The following is a 19193-nucleotide window of genomic DNA, read 5'->3' as shown; positions in this document are numbered from 1 at the left end:
GTGACGGCATGGTGCCCGCCGGCCCCGGCGCTGTTCGAGCCCGCCGGGCGCCGAGCCGTGTCATATGCAGCGCCGGTGCACCTCGTCCACCCGTTCGGTGAGGCCGGCCCTGTCGAGGTGTTCGAGCAGCGGCACGACGACGCGGCGCGTGGTGTCGAGGGCGTGTCTGGCCTGGCTGACCGTGAACGGTTGCGGCAGCCGGCTCAGCAGTTCGGCCGCCCGCGCGTCGGCTCCCGGCAACAGCGCGACTCCCTCGCCCACGCGCAGCAGGCTCCCGGCCCGTTCGGCCGCGGCCAGTTCCCGCGGACCCAGCCCCAGCTCGGCCAGCCGGCCCGCGTCCGGGGCGTGGAAGGGCCGCGCCGCCAGGTCCCGTCTCAGCCGCTCGACCGCCCTGGCCACCCGCTCCGGCAGGCCCGCGGGCCCGGCCACGATCCGCCCTCCGGCGAGCGCGAGCGGCGGACGTACGAGCGTGGCGACCAGCCTCCGGTCGGGCAGGCCCAGCTCGTGGCGGGCCGCCTCGATCGGCATGGCGGGGTCCAGGGGATGGCCGGCCGCGTACTGCCGCACCGCCTCCACGAGCCGCCGGCCCAGATCCCTCCAGTGCCCCGGATCGGCGTACCACTCCCCTGACGTTCCGGGAGTGTCAGGCGCGACGCCCATGGCACGCAGGTCGGCGGCGCGCAACAACCGGTGCAGGCGCAGCGCGTACGCCGTGCCGGGCGCGGCGGCCACCGGCGGGGCCGCGTCCGGCCGCGCCGACTCCAACAGGGCCGACTCCAGCAGGGCCGACTCCAGCAGGGCAGCCCGCTGCCTGGCGGCGCCCCTGCGGCCCAGGGCAGGCGGGCGCACGTCGAGCACGCTCGCCCCGGCGAGCACCCGCGCCTCCGACCGGTCACGCCCGGGGTCACGCAGCAGCAGCACGTCGCCGAGGTGCAGCGGCACCGGCCGGGCCAGCCGCAGCCGCACGACGCGCCCGCCGAGCGGCCGCGTCTCGGCCGCCACCGCCGCCGACCCGACGTGGACCGTCAACCGCCGGGGCAACCCGGCGGCCTCGCGCCGCAGTCCCCCGACGTGGGCGACGCGCACGTCCACCAGGTCCGTGTACGTCCAGCCGCCCGGCGTGACGAGCGCGTGCCCGCGGCCCGGGACGTCATGGCCACGCAGGTTGACCGCCACCCTGGCGACCCCGGTCACCGTGTCCCGCGGCTCCTTCAGCGACTCGAGCCCCCTGACCCGCACCGGTTCGCCGGCGAGCAGCAGTTCGTCGCCCACCGAGACCGTTCCTGCCGGCAGCGTGCCGGTGATCACCGTGCCGCTGCCGGTCACGCTGAACGCCCGGTCGATCCAGAGCCGTACCGCCGCGGCCGGATCGGGTTGCGGCAGCCCGGCCACGAGCCGGTCCAGCGCCTGCCGCAGCTCGGGCAGCCCCTGTCCGGTGCGCCCGCTCACGGCGACCGCCTCCGCCTCGCCGATGCCGGCCGCGTCCAGGCGGGCGAGGGCCTGCGCGACCACCGGCGACGGATCGGCGAGGTCGGACCGGGTCACCACGAGCAGGCAGTGTCGTACCCCGAGGGCCTCCAGGGCCACCAGGTGCTCCTCCGACTGGGGCATCCACCCCTCGTCGGCCGCCACCACGAACATGACGGCCGGCACGGGCCCGACCCCCGCGAGCATCGTGCCGAGGAACCGTTCGTGGCCAGGGACGTCCACGAACGCGAGCCGCTCCCCCGACGGGAGCGCCGTCCACGCGTAGCCGAGCTCGATGGTCAGGCCGCGCCGGCGTTCCTCGTCCAGCCGGTCGGGCTCCATGCCGGTGAGCGCGCGTACCAGGGTGGACTTGCCGTGGTCGACGTGCCCCGCGGTGGCCACGACGTGCATCAGCCCCGCACCTCCGCGGCCGCCAGCACCGCGCGCTCCACGTCGTCGTCGCGATCGGGCGGGACGGTGCGCAGGTCCAGCAGCAGGCGAGCGTGCTCGATCCGGCCGACGACCGGCGGATCGCCCGTCCGCAGCGGGACAGCGAGCCGTTCGGGCAGGCTCACGGCGGCACTCGGCAGCCTCACGCCCGGCGCGCCGCCACCCCCCACGGCGGCCGTGCTCGGCACGCTCGACGCGTCGACCCCGGCACCGGCCAGACGGCCGGCCAGGCCGGCGGCACGCCGCGCCAGCGCCGCCGGGCCGGCGTGCAGCGCCTCCCGCACCGGCGGCACGGGACCGCGCAGCGTCGCCTCCAGCGCGGCGAGCGTGAGCTTGTCCACCCGCAGCGCGCGGGCGAGCGGGTGGCGGCGGCAGCGTTCGACCAGGTCGCCGCGGCCCAGGAGGAGACCCGCCTGCGGCCCGCCGAGCAGCTTGTCGCCGCTGGCCGTCACCAGGTCGGCGCCCGACTCGATCATGGTGGTGGCGTCCGGTTCCGCGGGCAGCAGCGGCTCGCGGACCAGCAGGCCCGAGCCGATGTCCACGACGACGGGCACGCCCAGCCCGGTCAGCTCCGGCACCTCGGCCGCACCGGTGAAGCCCTCGATCCGGAAGTTCGACGGGTGGACCTTGAGCACGAACCCCGTCCGCGGCCCCACCGCGTCGGCGTAGTCGCGGGCGGAGGTGCGGTTGGTGGTGCCCACCTCGCGCAGCCGCGCCCCGGTGGAGGCGAGCAGGTCGGGGATGCGGAACCCGTCACCGATCTCCACCAGCTCACCCCGGCTGATGAGGATCTCCCGCCCGGCGGCGAGCGCGGTGGCGACCAGGACGAGGGCGGCGGCGTTGTTGTTGACGACGTGCACGTCAGCCGCCGCGGGCACGGCTGCGGCGAGCGCCTCGACCGCGCCCCGTCCCCGCCGCGCCCTGGCGCCCGTCACCAGGTCGAACTCCACGTCGGCGGGCCCCGCGACGGCGGTCATCGCCGCGACGGCCGCCGCCGACAGCGGCGCCCGGCCGAGGTTCGTGTGGACCAGCACGCCCGTGGCGTTGACGACCGGGCGCAGGCTCGCCGCGTGCGCCGGGAGCGCCGCCACCGCCGCGTCGACCACCTCCCCGGGACCGATCTCGCCCCGCCGCGCCCGATCCTGGGCCGCCGCCACCGCCGCCTTGACCACCGACCTGCCCAGCCGCCCGCCCGCCTCCACCAGGCGCGGGTCGGCGAGCACGGCGTCGGTGCGCGGCACCAGCCTGCGACGGTCCATGTCCCCGAACATAAGCGGAGGCGGACGGGAATCGAACCCGCCAGGCCGAGGACCTCGACCTCGTCGGTTTTGAAGACCGCGGGGGCCACCAGGCGCCCAGACGCCTCCAGGGGAGAACCTACCCACCGCGGGGTAGGTGACCCGGCGGCACCCGCGAACTGCAGTGAGGACGGCCATGACATCTGCGAACCCGGTGGAGGACGGCCAGGTCCGGCTGACGCGGTACGCCCACGGAGGCGGCTGCGCCTGCAAGATCCCGCCCGGCGAGCTGGAGGCCATCGTCGCCGGCCTCAAGTCGCCGGACCCCGGCGCCACCGGCGCACCGGCCGGGGAGCTGATCGTGGGACTGGACGACGGGGACGACGCCGCCGTGGTACGGATCGGCGGTGACCGGGCGGTCGTGGTCACCGCCGACTTCTTCACGCCCGTGGTGGACGACCCGTACGACTGGGGGCGCGTCGCGGCGGCCAACGCCCTGTCCGACGTGTACGCGGTCGGCGGGGAGCCCCTCGTCGCGGTGAACCTGCTCGGCTGGCCCCGCGATCGGCTGCCGCTCGACCTGGTGAAAGAGGTGCTGCGCGGCGGCCTGGACGTGGCACGGGAGGCCGGCTGCCACGTCTCCGGCGGCCACAGCGTGGACGACCCGGAGCCGAAGTACGGCATGGCGGTCACCGGCCTGGCCGACCCGGCACGGCTGCTGCGCATCGACGCCGCCCGGCCCGGCCTGCCGATCTCGCTGACCAAGCCGCTCGGCATCGGCGTGCTCAACGCGCGGCACAAGGCGACGGGCGAGGTGTTCGCGCAGGCGGTGAACACGATGACCACGCTGAACCGCGACGCCGCGCGGGCCGCGCTGGCCGCCGGGGTGGAGTGCGCCACGGATGTGACCGGCTTCGGCCTGCTCGGGCACCTGTACAAGCTCTCCCGGGCGAGCGGCGTGACAGCGGTGGTGGACGTGGCGGCGGTGCCGTACCTGGAGGGCGCCCGGCGGGCGCTGGGCGACGGCTACGTGAGCGGCGGCACCCGCCGCAACCTCGACTGGGTACGGCCCCGGCTCGACCCCGGCGGCTTCGGCGAGGACGAGCTCCTGTTGCTGGCCGACGCCCAGACGTCGGGCGGCCTGCTGGTCGCGGGCGAGGTCCCGGGCGCGCCGGTCGTCGGCGAGCTGGTCCCCCTGGACGGCCCTCACCTCCGCCTGCGCTGACCGCGCGGCTCGGGCAGCCTGCCGTCCAGGACGGATCGCCCACGGCGCTGGGAACGTGGGCGTCGCGCGTGAGGTCCCTCGCGAGGAACCCGCCGCCGGGAACCGGCGTCGCGCGTGCGGCGCTCCTCGCGCGGCCGTGGGGGAACGCCATGGCGCGTGCGGCCTTCCTCGCGCGGCCGTAGGGAAACGCCGTGGCGCGTGTGGCGTTCCTCGCGCCGGCCGTCAGGAGCCGGCGTCGCGTGTGAGGTGTGCTGCGTGTGGACCGTCGCTGTCGGAGCCGGCGTCGTGTGTGAGCCGTCCCGCGTGCAGGTCGTCGCCGTCAGGAGCCGGCGTCGAGGCCGCGTCGAGGCGTCGGCGTTGGGGGACGACGGTGTACTTCGGGTCGGCGGCCGAGGCGCGGCCCGCTTCCAGGATGCCGAAGCGGGTGCACAGGGAGCCCGCCGTGAGGGCGACCCCGGCCAGGGCGGTGAGGGCACGGCTGCGCCCCGCGACCACCGCGAGCAGCCCGCCGCCCACCGTCAGGGCACGCGCGGCACGCAGGAGCCGTCCGGCCCGTCCCGTCCGGTACGGCTCCCCGACGAACCCGAGCCGCCGTTCCATCACCTCGCCCGCGACCGTCTCCGTGGCCGCTCCGAGCGCGGCCACGGCACGGGCCGGGCCGGCGTGGGCCCGGGGCGTGCCGAGCATCGCGATCGCGCCCGCGGCGGCCATCGCGCTGCCCGCGAACAGGAACGGCAGCTCCCGGTACGCCTCGTGCCAGGCGGGTACGGCCGTGTCGGCGACCAGGACGGCGGTGTAGGTGGCGGTCAGCGGCCCGGTCACCCCGGTGGCCAGCAGCGCCGCGTCGCCCGCGGCCGGCAGGACGCCGGTCAGGTCGCCGGTCATGGCGGCGGCCGACAGCCCGCTCTGGGCGGCGAGGATCCACGAGCCGACGCTCATCGGGGAGGTGGGCTTGAAGATGCGCAGCATGTTGAGGAACCGTTCCGGCCTGCCCAGCTCGGCGGCGAGCAGGGCGGCTCCGAGGGACGCCCCGGCGGCCGCCGCGACGCGGGCGGTGCGGTCCAGGCGGGGGCGGCCGGTCAGCCGGGCCATGACGGCTATGGCGGACGAGGCTCCCGACATCCCGCCCAAATAGAGATATGTAGGCATGTGGGGCTCGTGCCAGACGGGCGGCTTGAGCACCGGACGGCCGTAGTAGGACCGGAACTCCGCCTCCGGCACCACCGCCCGCTCCCGCGTCATCGCCGCCCTCCCCCGCGCGACGGCCCGAGGAAGGCGAGGGCCACGGCGCCCGCCGCCGACAGCGCGGCCGCGCCCGCCCAGCGCCACATGGCCGGCAGGTCGCGGGTGGTCACCACGGGATCCGGCGGCAGGCCGTACACCTCGGGCTCGTCCAGCAGCAGGAAGAACGCCCCCGCCCCGCCCACGCCGTCGCCGGGGCTCTCGCCGTACAGGCGGGCCTCCTCGTTCCCGTCGGCGCGCAGGCGGGTCACCCGTTCCTCGGCGCGCTCCCGCAGCTCGTCGAGCGGCCCGAACTGGATCGAGTCGGTGGGGCACGCCTTGGCGCAGGCCGGTTCGAGGCCGCCGAGCTGGCGGTCGTAGCACATCGTGCACTTCCAGGCCCGCCCGTCGCCCTCCCGCCGGTCGATCACGCCGTACGGGCAGGCGGGCACGCAGTAGCCGCACCCGTTGCAGATGTCGGCCTGCACCACGACCGTGTCGAACTCGGTCCGGAACAGCGCCCCGGTCGGGCAGACGTCCAGGCAGGCGGCGTGCGTGCAGTGCTTGCACACGTCGGAGGACATCAGCCACCGGTCCACGCCCTCGTCGTCGCCGGCGAGCACCGGCCGTGACTGCTCGATGAACGCGACGTGCCGCCAGGTGCTAGCCCCCAGCATGCCGGTGTTGTCGTAGGAGGTCGCCTCGAAGACGAAGCCGTCGTCGGGGATCTGGTTCCACTCCTTGCAGGCCACCTCGCACGCCTTGCACCCGATGCAGACGCTCGTGTCGGTGAAGAACCCCATCCGCTCAGCCATGGCGGTACCTCTCCAGCAGATCCAGCGCCGCCCGGCCCCTCGGCCGGCGGCCCGGCCGCACGTCACAGGTCATGGCCTTGCCCTCCTGGATGTAGACGTTCGGGTCGAGCACCAGCGGCATCAGGTCGTTGGCGACGTCACCGGTGACCAGGCCGCCTCCGCCCCAGCCCCAGTGGTACGGCAGGCCGACCTGGTGGACGACCCTGCCCTCGACGCGCAGCGGCCGCATCCGCCCCGTGACCAGCACCCTGGCCTCCACGACGGCGCGGCTGGTCACGATCGTGGCCCAGCCGCCGTTGGCCAGCCCCAGCTGTCCGGCGAGCTGCGGCGACACCTCGCAGAACAGCTCGGGCTGCAACTCGGCGAGGTAGGCTAGCGGCCGGCTCATCCCGCCGGCCGTGTGGTGCTCGGTCAGCCGGTACGTCGTCAGCACGTACGGGAAGCGTCCCCCCGGCGCGTTGTACGGGCTCTCGGGCCGGTGGTAGGTGCGGCGGGCCGGGTTGGCCTGCTGGGCGTAGAGCGGGTTGGCGACCGGCGACTCGTGCGGCTCGTAGTGGGCGGGCAGCGGGCCGTCGACGAGGCCGGCCGGCACGTACAGCCAGCCCTTGCCGTCGGACTGCATGATGAACGGGTCGGTCCCGGCGAGCGCGGCCTGGGCGCGGGCGCCTTCGGGCGGCTCGTAGCCGGGCGGCTTGCCGATCTCGCAGTCGGGCACGTCCTGCCCGGTCCACTCGCCGCGCCCGGCGTCCCACCACACGTACGCCTTGCGCTCGCTCCACGGGTTGCCCTCGGGGTCGGCTGAGGCCCGGTTGTAGAGGATGCGCCGGTTGGCCGGCCAGGCCCAGCCCCATTCGGGCGCCACGGCGCTCTGTTCCCGGCCGGGGCGGCGGCGGGCGGCCTGGTTGACCTCGTCGGCGTACACGCCGCAGTAGATCCAGCAGCCGCAGGCCGTGGAGCCGTCGGGTCGCAGCTGGGTGGAGTTCGACAGGGCCCGCCCGTCGGGGCCGACGCCGTTGATCTCGCGGAGCACGGCCTCGGCCGAGGGCTCCCTGTGCACGCCGTGCTCCGGGTAGTCCCAGGTCAGCTCGCGCACCGGCCGGTCGATCTCGTCGTCGGTCATCCGCTGTCTGAGGAGCTTGCCGAGGTGGTGGTAGAACCACAGCTCGCTGCGGCAGTCGCCGGGCGGGTCGAGCGCCTTCTCGCGCCACTGGAGCAGCCGCTGGGTGTTGGTGAACGTGCCCTCCTTCTCCACGTGGCTCGCGGCGGGCAGGAAGAACACCTCGGTGCCGATGTCCTCGGTGCGCAGCTCGCCCGTCTCCAGCTCCGGGCCGTCCAGCCAGAACGTGGCGGTCTCCACCAGGGTCAGGTCCCGGACGACGAGCCAGTCGAGGTTGGCCAGGCCGAGGCGCTGCGCCCGGCCGCCGGAGGAGCCGACGGCGGGGTTCTCCCCCACCACGAAGTAGCCCTTCACGGTGCCGTCGATCTGGCCCATCACGGTGGTGTAGTGGCCGTGGTCGCCGGTCATGCGCGGCAGGTGGCCGAAGCAGAAGTCGTTCTCCTCGGTGGCGGCCTCGCCCCACCACGCCTTGAGCAGGCTCACCACGTAGGAGCGCCGGTTCCCCCAGAAGCCCGTCGTGCCGCCCTCCACCTCCAGGTAGTGGTCGAGGCCGCCGTGCCGCTCGGCGTGCGGCATGTCCAGGTAGCCGGGCAGGATGTTGAACAACGTCGGGATGTCGGTCGAGCCCTGGATGCTGGCGTGGCCGCGCAGCGCCAGGATGCCGCCGCCGGGCCGTCCCATGTTGCCGAGGAGGAGCTGCAGGATCGAGGCGGTGCGGATGTACTGCGCGCCGACGGTGTGCTGGGTCCAGCCGACCGAGTAGACCCAGGCGGTGGTGCGCTCGCGGCCGGAGTTGGCGGTCACCGCCTCGGCCAGCTCGGCGAAGCCGTCGCGCGGGATGCCGCACAGCCGCTCGACCAGCTCCGGGGTGTAGCGGGCGAAATGCCGCTTCACGATCTGGTAGACGCAGCGCGGGTGGGTCAGCGTCGGGTCGGTGCGCGGGCTGGGGTGCGCGGCGGGTCCGCCCGCCCCGTAGGTGTCCGCGCCGGCCGCCTCGGCGTCCCTGGGCCCGCCCTCCGCCTGATCGGCCGGGGGCTGCTCACCCGAGGGCTCGTACGCCCAGCTCCTCGGGTCGTACGTGGCCGCCTCCTGGTCCCAGCCGGAGAACAGGCCGTCGAGGTCCTCGGTGTCGCGGAAGTCCTCGGACACGATCGTGGCGGCGTTGGTGTAGGCCAGCACGTACTCGCGGAAGTCCAGCTCGTTCTCCAGCACGTGGTGGATCAGCGCGCCGAGCAGCACGATGTCACTGCCCGCGCGGATCGGCAGGTGCCGGTCGGCCAGCGCGCTCGTGCGGGTGAAGCGCGGGTCGACGTGGAAGACCTTGGCCCCGCGGGCCTTCGCCTCCATCACCCACTGGAAGCCGACGGGGTGGCATTCGGCCATGTTGGAGCCCTGGATGACGATGCAGTCCGCGCCTGCCAGATCCTGCTGGAAGGTGGTCGCGCCGCCACGCCCGAAGCTGGTCCCCAGACCGGGGACGGTGGAGGAGTGTCAAATGCGGGCCTGGTTCTCGACCTGGATGGCGCCGAGGGCGGTGTACAGCTTCTTCATCAGGTAGTTCTCTTCGTCGTCGAGCGTCGCCCCGCCCAGGCTGGCGATGCCCAGCGTGCGGCGCACGACCCTGCCCTCGTGGGTCTCCTCCCAGGTCTCCCGCCGGGTGCGCGCCACCCGGTCGGCGATCATCTCCATCGCGGTGTCCAGGTCGAGCCGCTCCCAGCCGGTGCCGTACGGCCTGCGGTACAGCACCTGGGTCTGGCGGCCCGGATGGGTGACGAGCTGCTTGCTGGCCGAGCCCTTGGGGCAGAGCCGCCCCCTGGAGATCGGCGAGTCGGGATCGCCCTCGATCTGGGTGACCTCGCCGTCCTTGACGTAGACGAGCTGGCCGCAGCCGACCGCGCAGTAGGGGCAGATCGAGCGGGCTACGGTCCCGGCCTCCTCGGTGCGGGGGCGCAGGGCGTCGGTGCGGGCCGACCGGGCCGCGTCGCTCCTGCCGTCCTCGCCCGTGAGCTGCCGAATCACCGGCCACCGGGCTAGCCATCCCCTTCCTGGCATAACGCGACCTCTGCCCGTTTCCGGCTGGCTCATTCGGGCGCTTCAGTCAAAATCAGGACAGTTCACCACGAACGCCACGGCCCTGCGATGGGGGCCGTTCGGCCGATCAGGGTCGTCCGAACGGCCGATGACCGAGCCGGAGCCGGTGCGAAGAATGCTCCTCCGTGAACTTCTTCCGGATCATTGTCGCCATCACCTCCGCCTCGGCGCTCGGCCTGGGCGGCGGGACGTCCGCCGCTGCGAGCACCCGCCCCTCCGCCCTCGTTCCGGGCCGCCTGTCATGGACCGGCTGCGCCGACCGGCCGGGCGCCGAATGCGGTGTGATCAAGGTGCCGCTCGATTGGAGCGCCCCTTCGGGGGCGAAGATCGAACTGGCCGTCGTACGCCGGAAGGCCACCGACCCCGGCTCCCGGGTGGGCACACTTTTCTACAATCCGGGCGGCCCGGGCGTACCGGGCGCGCTTCTCGTGCGCGACTACGCGTCCAGCACCTTCTCCGACGAGCTGCGCCGCCGCTTCGACATCGTCGGCATCGACCCACGGGGGGTGGGCGAGAGCACGCCCGCAGTGCGGTGCGGACTGCCCGTCCACGACCCCGGGATCAGCCGATTCCCGAGAAGCCGGACCGGCTACGAGCACCTCGTCGCGTCCAACACGGCCGTCGGCCGCAGTTGCTCGAAAGGCACCGGCCCCCTGCTCGGGCACCTCGACACGGCCGACGTCGCACGCGACTTCGACGCGGTGCGGGCCGCCCTCGGCGTGGCGAAGGTGAGCTTCTTCGGCAAGTCGTACGGCAGCATGCTCGGCGCACGGTACGCCCGCCTGTTCCCCGACCGGGTGCGCACGATGGCCCTGGACGGCGCGGTCGACCAGGGCATCCCCGCGGCCCGGCTGGTCGTCGACGCGGCCGGGGCGGTGGAGGACTCCTTCGGCCGGTTCACCGCCTGGTGTGCGGACACCGCCACGTGCGCCCTGCACGGCCGCGATGCCGGCAAGGTGTGGGACAGCCTGGTCGCCACGGCCGAGCGCGAACCGATCGGCGTGCGAGGCGGCCGGCCGTTGACCGCCGAGGAGCTGCGCTACACCGCCTACGCGTTCCTCACCAACACCCCGGAGTTCGCCGGAGGGCTGGCCACCGCGATCACGCAGGCCGAGCAGGGGGACGCCCGGCTCTTCGCGTCCATGCGGGCCCAGGCGCTGGACGACCCGGTGAGCACGGCCGCCTACCGCTCGATCCTCTGCTCGGACGTCGACCCCCGCATCCGTAATTACCGTGACGTGCGCGACCGGATGCGGCAGGTCGTCAAGGCGGCCCCCCACATGCGCGGCACGTCGGAGTTCTGGGACATGACCGTGGGCTGCGTGGGCTGGCCGGTCCCCCCGGCCCGCGCCCCGCACGCGCGGCCGATCAAGGGGCTGCCGCCCGTCCTGGTCGTCGGCAACACCCACGACCCCGCCACCCCGCTCCGCTGGGCGCGCAGCCTCTCCGCACGCATCGAGGGCTCCGGCCTGCTGACCTACGACGGCGACGGCCACACCGCCTACCGGAGGTCCGCCTGCGCGACCCGGCACATCGACGCCTACCTCGTGACGGGAAGGCTGCCCGCCACCGGGACCGTGTGCCGGGCGCGGCCGGCCGCCGAGAAATAGCCGGGCGGCTCCGGCGGCCTTCAACGCTCCGCGACGGCGTACACGTCGAAAAGCTGATCAACCGTGGCGGTCAGCCCGGTCACGTCGTTGATCACCGTCCACAGGAAGTCCTCGTCGGGACCCCACGGTGGAATCCCGGCCCGGGATTCCACCGCCAGCGGCTCGCCGACGTCCACCACGGGCTCGCCGTCCTGAAAGACGACGCCCCTGACCAACGCGCCGTCGTCGTAGAGCCACCATCCGTAAACGCCCGACACGCCGGCGAACAGGACCGCGAGCGCCCGGGTGCCCTTGAGCGTCGTGAGCGCTCCGGACTCGAGCAGGTCGCCCACGTCGAGGGAGATCCGCTGGTCCGTGTCCCACATCTGGCACCAGCCGCCCGCTTCAGCGAGATACAGGCGTTGGCCAGGGGTGTGACGCCACGCGTGATCGGCGCTCAACCGCTCACCGCTCGGTACGAAACCGGCATCGCCGGGAAGGCTGCCGACGACCTCGTCGATCGAGCGGCCACGGACGAACAACGCGGATGTGTTCCAGCCCATGTCAGGCGATCCTCGTGCTCCCCCGCCAACGCGTCAACCCGGAACACACCTGACCTCGCGTGCGCCATGACCGCCCATCCGCGCACGCCTGACGCGAGGCCCTCACCGGGAAGGCCGCGTCCGGCACCGCACATGTCCGGTCTTTGTCGTGTGGCGATCCTGCCTCGACGGGTGGTCCTTTCAGCGGACGTAGATGTCCGGCCTGGCCGGCGTGCTCATGCCCGCGCCGATGAAGAAGCTCGGGTGGGGCGGCTGGTTGTAGGCCGTGTTCTGCCAGGCCAGCGCGACGCGGTACTGCGGGTCGTGGGCCAGCGTGTGGATGCGCAGGTCGGTGGTGGCGGTGGTGGCGTAGACGCGCAGGGCCCGGCTGTCGCCGGTGCGCCAGACGACCTCCTCGCGCCAGTCGCCGAGCAGGTCGCCGGAGAGCACCGGGGTGGCCTTGGTGCCGTTGTTCGAGGCCACCCCGCTGCCGGTCAGCAGCCGGGTGTCGCCGGAGGTGCCGTACTTGTCGATCCTGGTCTGGTCCAGCAGCTCGCGCACCGGGTCGCCGTCCCACCAGGCCAGGAAGTTGGCCGACGACGGGGTGCGGCCGACCGGCGAGCCCGAGGCGTTGTACAGGTTCGACATGTGGGTGCCCGAGCCCCAGAACTCAGCGCCCGGGTTGCCGGCGTGCACGTCGCCCGCGACGCCGCGCCCCGGTCCCTCCGAGCCGCCGTTGCCCGGCCGCTGGAAGATCACCTGACCGGTACGGGCGTCGTGCAGGTCGGCGGCGGGCCGGCTGCCGGACTCGTGGATGGTGAACACCTCGATGCCGGACCGGCTGGGCACGAGGTCGCCGACGTGCAAAGCGTCGCCGTGGCCGAACCCGGTGGTGTACATCAGCCGGCCGTCGTCGTCGACGGTCGCCGACCCGTACACGATCTCCTGGCGGCCGTCGCCGTCCACGTCGGCCACGGACAGCTGGTGGTTGCCCTGGCCGGCGGCCGCGCCGTTGCCGGAGGAGTTGGAGTCGAACGTCCACCGCTTCGTCAGGGAGCCGTTGCGGAAGTCCCAGGCGGCGATCACGGCGCGGGTGTAGTAGCCGCGGGCCATGATCAGCGACGGCCGCTCGCCGTCCAGGTACGCCGTCCCGGCCAGGAACCGGTCGACCCGGTTGCCGTAGTCGTCGCCCCATGAGGAGACGTCGCCGCGCGGCGGGTCGTAGCCGACCGTCGACAGGGCCGCGCCGGTCAGGCCGTCGAACATGGTGAGGTACTCGGGGCCGGACAGGATGTAGCCGCTGGAGTTGCGGTGGTCGGCGGACGCGCTGCCGATGACGGTGCCGGCGCCGTCCCTGGTGCCGTCGGCGGTCTTCATCGCCACCTCGGCCCGGCCGTCCCCGTCGTAGTCGTAGACCTGGAACTGGGTGTAGTGGGCGCCGGCGCGGATGTTGCGGCCGAGGTCGATGCGCCAGAGCCGGGTGCCGTCCAGCCGGTAGGCGTCGATGTAGACGTTGCCGGTGTAGCCGGACTGGGAGTTGTCCTTGGCGTTGGACGGGTCCCATTTGAGCACGATCTCGTACCGGCCGTCGCCGTCGAGGTCGCCGACGCTGCCGTCGTTGGCGGTGTAGGTGTACTGCTCGCCCGAAGGGGTGGTGCCGCCGGAGGGGATCTGGAGGGGCACGTCCAGGTGGTCGCCGCCGGTGAAGCGCAGGGACGCCGGGGACGCGCCCTGCTCGACCCCGCCGGCCACCGCGCGCACCGTGTACGAGGCGCCCGCGTCCGCGCCGCCGTCGAGGTACGAGGTCGCACCGGTGATCGGCGAGGAGTTGACCTTCGTGGATCCGCGGTAGAGGTTGAAGCCGGTGCCGCTCTCCTCGGTGCCCAGCAGCCGCCAGCTGACCAGGTTGCCGTTCCCGGAGCGCGCGCTGATCAGGCCGCGGTCGAGGTCCTCCATCTGCTTGGCCCCCGTCGAGGGTTCCGAGCCGCCGTCCACCTCGACGAGCCGCCACTGCTGGTTCCAGCCGTCGAGGTCGGCGTACTGCGAGATCCGTCCGCCGTCCGCGGTCGACCACTCCCACACGTCGAGGGCCTTGCCGCTGTTGCGGTTGATCAGCCGGACGTGGCCGCCGTCGGAGTCGGCGATCCTGAACTGCTGGTTGGCGGCGTTGGTGTCGGTCCACTGCACGACCTCGGCGCCGTCGGCGGTGGAGGCGCCGGACACGTCGATGACCTTGCCGCTGTGCCGCGCCTTGATCCGGTAGAAGCCGCCGCCCGAGTCGACGAACTGGAACTGCTGGTTCGTGCCGTCGCCGGGGGCCCACTGGACGATGGCCGCGCCGTTCGCGGTGGACCGGCCCTCCACGTCGATCGCCTTGCCGCTGTGCCGGGAGACGAGCTGGTAGTACGCGCTGGTGTCGATGTCCGCCGCGTGCGCGGTCACCGGGTTCACCGCGGCGCCTGCCATGACGAGCGCCGTGACCAGCCCGGCGAGGTGCCATGAGCGTTTGGGGGGTCGCATGGGGGTCCTTTCGAGGAGATTTGTTATCGCTAACATCCCGGTAGGGAGAAGGCGCGGGTCCGGTGGCGGTGAGCGTGGTGATTGTCAGCGCTTCCGCCGGGAGCGTCAAGGAAGGGGTGAAAGTTTCACCCGGCGGGCTTCCGCTCAGCGGGAGGCCGAATGCTCAGCTGCTCGGCCCGGGAGAGCTCGGCGGCGGCGTCCGGCACCAGCCCGAGGCTGACGGTCTGGCGGCTGAGCAGGCCCGCCAGCGCCCAGTCGGCGGCGACGCGGAGCCGGTTGCCGGCGGCGGGCAGGGCGAACAGATGGTACGCGCCGGTGATCGCCGACGCCGCCCGGCCCGTCACCCGCAGGTTGAACGGCGCGGCGACGGCCTGCCCGCCGCCCAGATCGGCCACGGCGCCCAGGTCGCGGTGCCGGTACGGCCGGGCCCGCCCGTGGCCGAGACCGGCGGCGACGTTGCGGGCGGCGGCGTGGCCCTGCCGCATCGCGTGCTGGGCGGTCTGCGGGCACACCGATCCCGGGCGGGTCAGGTCGGGCACCGCCGCCGCGTCCCCGAGGGCGACGACGTCGGGCCGTCCTGGTACGGCCAGGTCGGCGCCCACGACGAGCCGGCCCTTCTCCGTCGGCAGGCCGAGCTCGCCCACCAGCGGGTCGGCGGCGACCCCCGCCGTCCACACGAGCAGCCGGCACGCCACCGTGGTGCCGTCGCTCAGATGGACCGTGTCAGCGGTCAACCGGTCGACGGCGGCGCCGAGCCGTACCTCGACGTCCCGGGAACGCAGGATGGCCAGCGCGCGCTCGGACAGCCTGGGGTCCAGGTGCGAGAGGATCCGATGGCCGGGGTCGACGATGATCCAGCGGATGTGCTCGGCCCGCAGCCGGGGGTAGGCGGCCAGCGCCGAGCGCACGAACATCCGCATCTGCGCGACGTACTCCGTGCCCGCCAGCCCCGCACCGACCACCACGAAGGTGGTGTACGCCGCGCGCTCGGCCCCGTCGCGCAGCCCGTCGGCCAGTTCGAGCTGCGCCAGGACTCGCTCGCGCAGGTAGACCGCCTCCATGATGGTCTTGAAGCCGTGCGCGTGCTCCTTGAGGCCAGGGACGTCCACGGCGCGGGTGACGCTGCCGGGGGCGAGCACCAGCCGGTCCCATCCGATGCCGCTGACGTTCCCGTCGCGGTCGCGCACCGTCACCGTGCGCGCGTCCAGGTCGACCCCGATCGCCTCCCCCGGCTTGAGCCGGGTGCGCCGCAGGCCCCGCAGCGGGACCGCCGCGTCCGCCGGGTTGACGACGCCGGCCGCGACCTGCGGAAGCAGCGGGGTGTAGAGGTGGTAGTCGGAAGGGTTGACGAGGACGAGCTCCGCGGCTCCCGGAGGCAGCCTCCGTTCCAGGCCCCGCAGGCAGGAGAACCCGCCGAACCCCGCACCCACGACCACGACTCTCGGCTTCGCCATCTCCACCCCCGTGCCCTGCCATCTGGCCGGGCGGAGGCGCTTCAACCCTCCTTTCCCCGATCAGGGCCGTCCGTTGCCCCTTTTCATGAGGACCAGGCAGGGTCAGGGCAGCGGCAGCAGTCCCTCGTGGCGGATCTGCCAGGAGGCGGGAAAGCCGGGAGCGGGCGGGCCGCCGTCCCAGCCCCTGGCCATGAGAGCGACCGCCGCCAGCAGGCCGCCGTTGCCGGGCAGGTAGACGGGCAGGGACGCGGTCTGCCGGTTGTGGCCGTTCGGCAGGTGGGCGTTCTTGGCCACGGGCATCAGCAGGGCGTCCACCGCCGTCCGCGGCTCGCCGAGCCGGGTCGCCGTCATCGCGATGGCGGGGTAGTCCCAGCCCCACGTGCTCTCCCAGTCCCAGGTGGCGAGCACGTCGCGCAGCGTCGCGCGCATGATCTCCGGGTCGATGAGCCGGGTGGGCGGGACGAAGCCCAGGGCGTACAACATCGACGGGTGGTCGTCCCGCACCGTGTACGGCGGGGCGTCCATCGCGGCGTAGAGCCCGTCGCGCACCAGCGGGCGGGCCATGCCGGCGGCGACATGCGCCCACACCGGCTCGGGCGCCAGGCCCAGCAGCCGCCGCCAGCGCTGGGCCACCTCCAGCGCCCACGACCAGTACGCGAGCTCGAACGTCGGGTTGGCGGCGCTCGCCCGCACGTCCGCGTACGACTCCTGGGCCGGCACCAGCGGCGGCCCCAGCCCGTGCCCGCCGGGTCCCCCGGTCGCGAAGGCGGCCATGAACGCGGCCGTGTCCAGCACGATGCCGGCGTACTCGGCCACTGCCCGGGGGCCCTCCGCGCGGCGCACCATCTCGGCCAGGAAGATCGGATGCGGCTGCTGCCAGAGCAGGAACGGCCCGATCGGGCTGGGACTCTCCCGCCCGTCGGGGCCGACCTGCTTGGGCCAGCGCGCCCCCGGGCAGCCCTGTGCCCTGGCCGTCTCGCGGGCCCGCGGCAGGATGGAGGCGTACCAGCCGAGGCTGCGTTCGAGCAGCCCTGCCCGCCCCCACAAGGGGAAGTGCGCCGCGTGCCACCAGTGCATCTCCAGATGGAAGCGGCCCCGCCAGCTGTTGGCCATCAGCCCGGTCTCCGCCGGAGGGGTGGAGCCGGCGCAGTGGATCGCGGTGAGGTACTGCGACAGCACGACGCGGCGTTCCAGCTCGGGAGCCCGCGCGTCGTCGCCGCCCGACAGGTCCAGCGCGCCGCCCGTGCTCCAGAAGCGCGCCCAGTGGCGGCCGGACGCCGCGACGACCTCGCCGAAGCCGGGGAGCTCGCCGCCGGCGGCGGGCGTGAAGGCGACCACCAGCTCGGCGGCCGGCTCGGTGAAGGTGAGCAGCACCTCGTGCGGCCCGCCGGGCGCGGCCCTGCCTCCGCCGGTCATGGCCACCGCCACGTCGTACGCGGTGCCGTCGAGCACCCGCTCCACCGTGCACCCGCCCGGAGAGGGGCGCACCTTCGAGGCGTGCGCGCCGGGACGCGACCAGTCGGCCGCGTTCCCCCACGCCTGCGACCCGTACGGGAAGGCCAGCCGCACCGCGAGACCGCTCGCCAGCAGCGGCGACTCGACCCGCACGGCGAGCACGTCGCGCTCGGGATGGCAGGCGGTGGTGACCCGGACCGGCGCGCCACGCAGCAGGTAACGGCTGGTGATCACGCCGGTCCACAGGTCGAGCCGCTGGTGGATCCCGGTGAGGTCGCCGGAGGTCAGCGGCGGGCCGCCGGTCGCGACGAACCCGATCCGGCCGAGGTCCAGCCGGTGCGGGTTGGCCCGCAGCCACGCCTCGGCGGCCGAGGCGGGCGACTCGCCCGAGCCGCTCAGATCGCCTGCCATGTCCACGTACGGCACCGGCCCGCGCGGCGTGTCGTACGCGCGCGTCGTCTCCGACAGGTCGTACGCGCCGGGAACGCTGTGCCAGCCCCACGCGGACATGGTGGCCAGCAGCGTCCCCGGCCCGGCGGCGGTGCGGTCCTCGACCGGGTGGCTGTCCGGGAAGGTCTGCAACCCGGTGACGTCGACCGTGCAGCAGAACTCCCCGTTGCCCACCGACAGCGGCGACTCCGGCACGATCCGCGTCACCTCGACCGCGTGCCGGCCGACGAGCGCACGGCGGTCGATCCCGGCCCCGGTCATTGCTGGATCGCCGTCCCGACCTGCTGGAGGAAGTCGGCGGCCGCCTCGGCCGGCTTCTGCCGGTCGAACAACACCTCGGCGTTGACCCGGTCGAGGATCTTGGGCGTGTCGGTGGAGCCCGCGGGCCCGATCACCAGCGGCGGGCCCGCCTTGGGCGTCAGGCCGTCGATGAACTCGGCCTGGGCCTTCTCCTCCTCGCCGAGCACGCTGGCGATGCCCTCCCGCACGTCGGAGTTGGCCGGGATGCCGCGGTCGGCGAGTATGATCTTCCCGGCGTCGGCGCTGTTCACCAGGAAGTCCACGAACTTGGCCGCCTCCTCGGGGTGCTCGCTCCTGGCGTTGATGCTGTAGATCTGCGACGCCTGGAGCCACATGCCGGGCTGGGTGGCCCCGGTCTCGCCTGGCACCCGGATGAGCTTCAGCGGCGCCCCCGCGGCCTTGGTCAGCGCGGTGAGCTGGTTGCTCCAGTCGAACTGCATCGCGGCCAGGCCGCGGCCCATCAGCGACTGCTCCGGGGCGGGCTGGGTGATGAGCTCGGCCGTCTGCGAGGCGGGCGGGGTCGCGCCGGCGTCACGCAGTCCGAGCGTCATCGTCCACCAGTCGACCAGCGTCTTGGCGCTGATGGCGACCTTGCCGTCGGCGGTGTAGAGGGCCTCGCCGCGCTGGCGTGAGTACACGTCCAGCATGTCGGTCCTGGTGGGGTCGGCCAGCGCGAACGTGCCCTTGGGCAGCTTGCCGGCGAGTTCCTTGGTGATGCGCTCGAAGTCGTCCCAGGTCCAGGTGTCGCCGTCGGGCACCTCCACGCCCGCCTTCTCGAACACGGCCGGGTTGATCACGGTGGCGATCGCGTTGACCCCGGAGGGCACGCCGTACTGGACGCCGCCGAACTTGCCGTTGCCCAGCGCCGCCGCGCCGATCTTGTCCATCTTGAGGTTCACCTTGGACAGGTCGAGCAGGGCGCCGCGGTCGCCGTATTCGCGCGGGTAGGCGCCGCCGAGCGTGATGACGTCGGGCGCGCGCCCGGCGGCCACCTCGGTGGCCAGCCGGTCGAAGTAGGAGTTGAAGTCGGTGTACGAGCCCTTGACCTTGATGCCGGGGTTCCTGGCCTGGAACGCGTCGATGACCTTCTGGGTGGCATCGGCGCGGTCGTTGTTGCCCCACCAGCCGAAGCGCAGCTCGACGGTGCCGTCGTCGCTCTCCGACGACCCGCCGCCGCAGGCGGAGGCCGCCAGCATGACGCCGGCCAGGCAGAGCGCCGCGAGCCTTGTGGACCTTCGTGACATCGGCCCTTTCCTTTC

At 73.8% G+C, this 19193-nt stretch carries 12 protein-coding genes and 1 tRNA gene; 2 read left to right on the top strand and 11 right to left on the bottom strand.

Annotation, left to right across the window (positions count from 1 at the left end):
* Positions 1-60 precede the first annotated feature (60 nt).
* The 3 genes from E1292_RS54895 to E1292_RS51075 all read right to left on the bottom strand — a co-directional run bounded on the left by E1292_RS54895 (position 61) and on the right by E1292_RS51075 (position 3284).
* The gene (locus tag E1292_RS54895) at positions 61-1878 is read right to left on the bottom strand and encodes a SelB domain-containing protein (protein ID WP_132595729.1); all 1818 of its coding nucleotides are present in this window, start codon (positions 1876-1878) and stop codon (positions 61-63) included.
* A complete protein-coding gene (gene selA / locus E1292_RS14860) occupies positions 1878-3176 on the bottom strand; it encodes an L-seryl-tRNA(Sec) selenium transferase (protein ID WP_132595728.1) in 1299 nt (432 codons plus the stop codon). Before selA ends, E1292_RS54895 begins: the two co-directional genes overlap by 1 nt.
* A gap of 14 nt (positions 3177-3190) precedes the next feature.
* Positions 3191-3284, bottom strand: a tRNA-Sec gene (locus tag E1292_RS51075).
* Between the two features lie 67 nt (positions 3285-3351).
* Here E1292_RS51075 and selD point away from each other — a divergent pair.
* Positions 3352-4380 carry a selenide, water dikinase SelD gene (selD, locus tag E1292_RS14855; RefSeq protein ID WP_132595727.1) on the top strand — a complete coding sequence of 343 codons (1029 nt, stop codon included), beginning with the start codon at positions 3352-3354 and terminating at the stop codon, positions 4378-4380.
* 222 nt (positions 4381-4602) lie between these two features.
* On the opposite strand, the gene nrfD is transcribed toward selD, so the two are convergent.
* The 3 genes from nrfD to fdh are packed head-to-tail and all read right to left on the bottom strand — an operon-like array spanning position 4603 to position 9585.
* Positions 4603-5622: an NrfD/PsrC family molybdoenzyme membrane anchor subunit gene (nrfD, locus tag E1292_RS14850; RefSeq protein ID WP_181958234.1), complete on the bottom strand. Its 1020-nt coding sequence runs from the start codon at positions 5620-5622 to the stop codon at positions 4603-4605.
* The gene (locus E1292_RS14845; protein ID WP_132595725.1) at positions 5619-6416 is read right to left on the bottom strand and encodes a 4Fe-4S dicluster domain-containing protein; all 798 of its coding nucleotides are present in this window, start codon (positions 6414-6416) and stop codon (positions 5619-5621) included. Before E1292_RS14845 ends, nrfD begins: the two co-directional genes overlap by 4 nt.
* Positions 6409-9585, bottom strand: a complete 3177-nt coding sequence (gene fdh / locus E1292_RS14840; protein ID WP_246090121.1) for a formate dehydrogenase — start codon at positions 9583-9585, stop codon at positions 6409-6411. The genes E1292_RS14845 and fdh overlap by 8 nt, the downstream gene beginning before the upstream one ends.
* A gap of 164 nt (positions 9586-9749) precedes the next feature.
* On the opposite strand from fdh, the gene E1292_RS14830 reads away from it, so the two are divergent.
* On the top strand, positions 9750-11234 hold the full coding sequence (locus E1292_RS14830; RefSeq protein ID WP_132595722.1) for an alpha/beta hydrolase: 1485 nt from the start codon (positions 9750-9752) through the stop codon (positions 11232-11234).
* A gap of 20 nt (positions 11235-11254) precedes the next feature.
* Here the strand turns inward: E1292_RS14830 and E1292_RS14825 are convergent, their stop codons facing one another.
* The 5 genes from E1292_RS14825 to E1292_RS14805 all read right to left on the bottom strand — a co-directional run bounded on the left by E1292_RS14825 (position 11255) and on the right by E1292_RS14805 (position 19178).
* Positions 11255-11776 (bottom strand): hypothetical protein, encoded by a 522-nt coding sequence (locus E1292_RS14825; RefSeq protein WP_132595721.1) that lies wholly within the window; start codon positions 11774-11776, stop codon positions 11255-11257.
* A 180-nt stretch (positions 11777-11956) separates the two neighbouring features.
* Entirely contained in the window at positions 11957-14275 is a 2319-nt protein-coding gene (locus tag E1292_RS14820) for a rhamnogalacturonan lyase family protein (protein WP_181958233.1), read from the bottom strand.
* A 125-nt stretch (positions 14276-14400) separates the two neighbouring features.
* Complete coding sequence (locus E1292_RS14815) at positions 14401-15729, bottom strand: NAD(P)/FAD-dependent oxidoreductase (protein ID WP_132595755.1); 1329 nt, start codon at positions 15727-15729, stop codon at positions 14401-14403.
* A gap of 102 nt (positions 15730-15831) precedes the next feature.
* On the bottom strand, positions 15832-17895 hold the full coding sequence (locus E1292_RS14810; protein ID WP_132595719.1) for a hypothetical protein: 2064 nt from the start codon (positions 17893-17895) through the stop codon (positions 15832-15834).
* Positions 17892-19178, bottom strand: a complete 1287-nt coding sequence (locus E1292_RS14805; protein ID WP_132595718.1) for an ABC transporter substrate-binding protein — start codon at positions 19176-19178, stop codon at positions 17892-17894. The genes E1292_RS14810 and E1292_RS14805 overlap by 4 nt, the downstream gene beginning before the upstream one ends.
* Positions 19179-19193 lie beyond the last annotated feature (15 nt).

This window comes from Nonomuraea deserti (assembly GCF_004348685.1).
GTDB classification, from domain to species: Bacteria; Actinomycetota; Actinomycetes; order Streptosporangiales; family Streptosporangiaceae; genus Nonomuraea; species Nonomuraea deserti.
This window is presented reverse-complemented; position numbering and strand designations above follow the sequence as displayed.

Bases quoted from the DNA above. Each gene is read 5' to 3' on its own strand.
- E1292_RS14805 (WP_132595718.1), bottom strand. From the start codon at position 19,178: ATGTCACGAAGGTCCACAAGGCTCGCGGCGCTCTGCCTGGCCGGCGTC.
- E1292_RS14815 (WP_132595755.1), bottom strand. From the start codon at position 15,729: ATGGCGAAGCCGAGAGTCGTGGTCGTGGGTGCGGGGTTCGGCGGGTTC.
- E1292_RS14810 (WP_132595719.1), bottom strand. From the start codon at position 17,895: ATGACCGGGGCCGGGATCGACCGCCGTGCGCTCGTCGGCCGGCACGCG.
- nrfD (WP_181958234.1), bottom strand. From the start codon at position 5,622: ATGACGCGGGAGCGGGCGGTGGTGCCGGAGGCGGAGTTCCGGTCCTAC.
- E1292_RS14820 (WP_181958233.1), bottom strand. From the start codon at position 14,275: ATGCGACCCCCCAAACGCTCATGGCACCTCGCCGGGCTGGTCACGGCG.
- E1292_RS54895 (WP_132595729.1), bottom strand. From the start codon at position 1,878: ATGCACGTCGTGGCCACCGCGGGGCACGTCGACCACGGCAAGTCCACC.
- selD (WP_132595727.1), top strand. From the start codon at position 3,352: ATGACATCTGCGAACCCGGTGGAGGACGGCCAGGTCCGGCTGACGCGG.
- E1292_RS14845 (WP_132595725.1), bottom strand. From the start codon at position 6,416: ATGGCTGAGCGGATGGGGTTCTTCACCGACACGAGCGTCTGCATCGGG.
- selA (WP_132595728.1), bottom strand. From the start codon at position 3,176: ATGGACCGTCGCAGGCTGGTGCCGCGCACCGACGCCGTGCTCGCCGAC.
- E1292_RS14825 (WP_132595721.1), bottom strand. From the start codon at position 11,776: ATGGGCTGGAACACATCCGCGTTGTTCGTCCGTGGCCGCTCGATCGAC.